Origin of the sequence: Bradyrhizobium genomosp. III (assembly GCF_000261705.1) — a bacterium.
GTDB lineage: Bacteria > Pseudomonadota > Alphaproteobacteria > Rhizobiales > Xanthobacteraceae > Bradyrhizobium > Bradyrhizobium ottawaense.
In genome coordinates this window covers 1-3,573 of record NZ_AJQF01000546.1, presented here as the reverse complement: position 1 = coordinate 3,573, position 3,573 = coordinate 1, and the positions used below count along the sequence as shown (strand labels likewise).

1 protein-coding gene and 2 pseudogenes are annotated in these 3,573 nt (G+C 62.8%); 1 reads left to right on the top strand and 2 read right to left on the bottom strand.

Translation table 11 applies throughout. The annotated features are described in order from the left end of the window. Positions 1-1,289, bottom strand: a pseudogene (locus IC66_RS0141595) (hypothetical protein); the annotation flags it as partial. Between the two features lie 181 nt (positions 1,290-1,470). Then, positions 1,471-1,822: pseudogene (locus IC66_RS42940) on the bottom strand (DDE-type integrase/transposase/recombinase); the annotation flags it as partial. Here IC66_RS42940 and IC66_RS0141590 point away from each other — a divergent pair. Continuing rightward, on the top strand, positions 1,709-3,505 hold the full coding sequence (locus IC66_RS0141590) for a recombinase family protein (protein ID WP_011084515.1): 1,797 nt from the start codon (positions 1,709-1,711) through the stop codon (positions 3,503-3,505). The pseudogene IC66_RS42940 and the gene IC66_RS0141590 overlap by 114 nt on opposite strands. Positions 3,506-3,573: the final 68 nt, after the last annotated feature.

Genomic DNA, 3,573 nt, shown 5'->3' with positions numbered 1-3,573 from the left:
CCCGCCGAACTTCGCTCGCCTGCGGCCGGTGCGCGCTTGCCCTTCCCCTCCCTGCGGGCCGCGCCCCCCTCAACCACTACGGCAGTCCGGGCCGTCGGCTCAATCACGGCGGGCGTCTTTGGCTGCACGTCCAAAAGACGCGTGACGTCGTCCGCGGTGACCCATGCACCATCCGCGATCTGGCCCAACAGTTTTAATGGAAGGTCGGCATCCGTTCCGGCGTCCCTTAGCCTGGTAACGATTCCGTGCACCCCTGAGGCAAATTCCGAAAGCCGCTCCATGACTCCTTCCAGAACGGTGCAGTGGTCTGCGTCGAGTGCCGCTCCGTTGCTGCTCAGAACGGCTTCGGACGCCGAGTTAAATGCCGGAAAAACATCCTCGATAAAGGTCCCGAGCAGACGCACCCGCCCATCCTCACCCATGAGGGCGTCGCTTACAGCTGGTTCGAACGTGCTCGCCCGCGACTCAATTAGAAGCTGAGCAAGAGCAACCTGCGATTGCAGATACACGCACTTCGTATAAAGTGCCCAGCCGGTCTGCAGGCGTAGTGCGGCCTCTTCGGCCTGCCGCATCTCGGGCGTGGTGCTCGGCAAGTTGGCGGTGGCCGCGCAGACGGACTGCATCCGTTCCATGCGCAATGCCTTCTTTCCCCACCCCTCCATGCAGGCCTCGTAGTGCTTCGCCACGCTGGATACCGCTCGGCTCAGCTGGTCAGGCTGAGCGTTGGCAACTCGCATATTCTTGAGCAAGGCTGTTGCTTTCTTCCTGCTCTTCTCCAGGTCGCCGATAATCCAGGTGGCCACGATGTCGCATTCGTTTCCCGCAGCGATAGTTTCCTCGCGGAGTCGGCGAGCCCGACCGTCGGAAAGAAGCCCCCGCGCCATGTCCGGGGGGAGGCTCGCGTAATAGCCCAGAACTTCCGAGCCTGCCTTGACGACTTGATCGATCAGCTCTTGCGCCTCCGACGGGTTCGGGTTCCGGGCTCGTGTGGCTGCATTTTTAGAAGCATCAAGCCCCGCAAGCAGGCTGCGCATTTTTTGCTTCGCTGCCTTGATTCCGTCGCCACTTGAGGAAATCTGGACTGCCACCGCCGAAGCTGGTGGCAGGCTCACGAGCGGAGCCGTTCCATCTCGAGGCCCGGAGCGCATCCGCTCCACGACAGAGTCGAAAGATTGCCCGCCCTCCCCGGGGGCGGGACCGAGCTCCGGGCTCGAACTACTCGATCCCCATGCGCTGTCGGCTCCTGCGGGCCCAACGTGCGATTTACCAGCTCGGCCAATGCCTGTCATATTCCACCTCCGATAAAGTCGAGAGTGCGCAGCCAGTCTGCATAGACTGGCTGGCTGACGAGTAGCTGACGTAGGGCGCTTCTCCCCGATTCACAGGAAAACCCGGATCACCGTGGGGTGCAATTCCATCGCGCCTGGCGTGCTGCTGGAGGCAGCGGGGCATCGTCAACTTAATCGACCGCGAGCCGAAGGAGGCGCTTCTCAAAGGTTCGAGATTCGGCGATAGCGCTTGTCGCGGAGATCTCGCGCCAAGTCGCAAAGGCTCGCCCGCGCGAAGCACGACGGAAGTCGGCAGTGACGGCTCCAGAATAGGGGATGTGGAAAAGGTTCGCGACCTGATCGTGAACTGACAGAAACGGTTGAGCCTGACGGGACGATTTGAAACGCTCCATGATCCGCTCGCGCCGCCGCGTCGGCTGATGAGAATTCTCGGCCCAATTGTTGAGAGCTTTGTGCTGGCGATGTTCGACGTGAAAGCCCATCTTCGCCCTCGCAGCGCCGTACGAACGGAGCTTGTCCGTGATTGTCCGTCGTCAGATGGTCGTTCAGCCGCCGGCGGCATACAACGCGCCGGATTCGAGCGAATGGTGGCGGAGGTTTGCCTCGGCAGGGTTGGTGCGGTTTGCGCCCGCGAGGTCTCGCGCTTCGCCCGCAACAGCCGGGATTGGCAGCAACTCATCGAGATGTGCCGCGTGGTCGATACCGTTCTGGTCGATCAAGAGACCATCTATGCGCCAAGGCACGGCAACGACCGCCTGCTGCTCGGGCTCAAGGGCAGCCTCAACGAGTACGAGCTGGATCTGTTGCGCCAGCGCTCGCTCTCGGCCCGCTACGAGAAGGCGCGCCGGGGCGAGTTGGTTGTGACAGCGCCCGTCGGCTTCGTGAAGGCCGGCGACCGTTATGAGAAAGACCCGGATCGGCGTGTCCAGGAGGCGATCAAGCTGGTGTTCGACAAGGTCGAGGAACTGGGCAGCGCGCGACAGGCGCTCTGCTGGCTCCATGAGTACAATCTCGATCTGCCGGTGAAGCAGACCAACGGCGACACGGCCTGGCGGCGACCAAACTACTCTGCCATCCACCGGATCATTGAGAACCCGGTCTACGGCGGCGCCTATGCCTATGGTAAGACAGCTGTGGCGGCGGGATACAGCACCGCTGGCGTGAGCCTGAAGATCCGCCGCAAGGCGCGGAACGAATGGCTGACGCTGAAGCCCAACACTCACGAAGGGTATGTGAGCTGGGAGAAGTTCGAGGCGATTCGCACCATGGTCAGCAGCAATGTTCCCACCAGTCGGCATCACGGCGCGCCCAACCATGGTGACGCGTTGCTGGCCGGTCTGATCCGCTGCAAGCGCTGCGGTCGCAAGCTCACACTCCGGTACTCCGGCATGGAGAACCATATCCCGCGCTACAGCTGCAACCGTGCCTGGATGGATAATGGCTGGGCCCACTGCATCGCCTTCGGCGGACTGCGCGTCGATGACGCCATCGAAGAATCGCTGCTTGGAGTCGTCGGTCCGGGCGCTGTCGCCGCCGCAACCGCTGCCGCCAAGGGAGCCAGGGAACGGCGCGATCAGGTACGCGATGCTCTCAGTCGCGACCTCGAAGCGGCGCGCTATGCCGCCGACAGGGCTTTCCGGCAATACGATGCCGCTGATCCCGCGAACCGGCTGGTGGCCAGTGAGCTGGAAGCGCGCTGGAACAGGGCGCTCGCTCACGCGGCGGAGGTTGAGGCCAAGATCGCCATGCATGATGCGGCCACGCCCGCACCCCTTGCCGATCCAGTCTCGCTCGGCGTTCTGGCCTCGAACCTCAAAACGGTCTGGGATGCGCCGACGACGGATGCTCGCCTCAAGAAGCGCATTGTGCGCACCCTCATCCATGAGGTCGTGGCCGATATCGACGACGCGGCCTCGGAGATCGTTCTCATCGTCCATTGGGTGGGGGGCGCCCACAGCGAGTTGCGCTTGCCGAAGCGCCGGCGCGGACAGCGCAACAGCACCTCTGCCGATATCGTCCAGGCCGTGCGTCAACTGGTGCTGATCGCCAGCGACGATCTGATTGCCGGCCTCCTCAATCGCAACGGCCTCAAGACCGGCAACGGCAATCGCTGGACCCGCGAGCGCGTCACATCAATGCGCTCGAACTACCACATCCCGGTGTTCAAGCCCGCCGAGGACGCGATCGAGCCATGGCTCGGGGCTTGGCAACCTTGACCATCACGCTACTCAACAAAACAGGTTATCGAATCTAGTACCCGGAATCAGAGCTGAGTGATACGGCG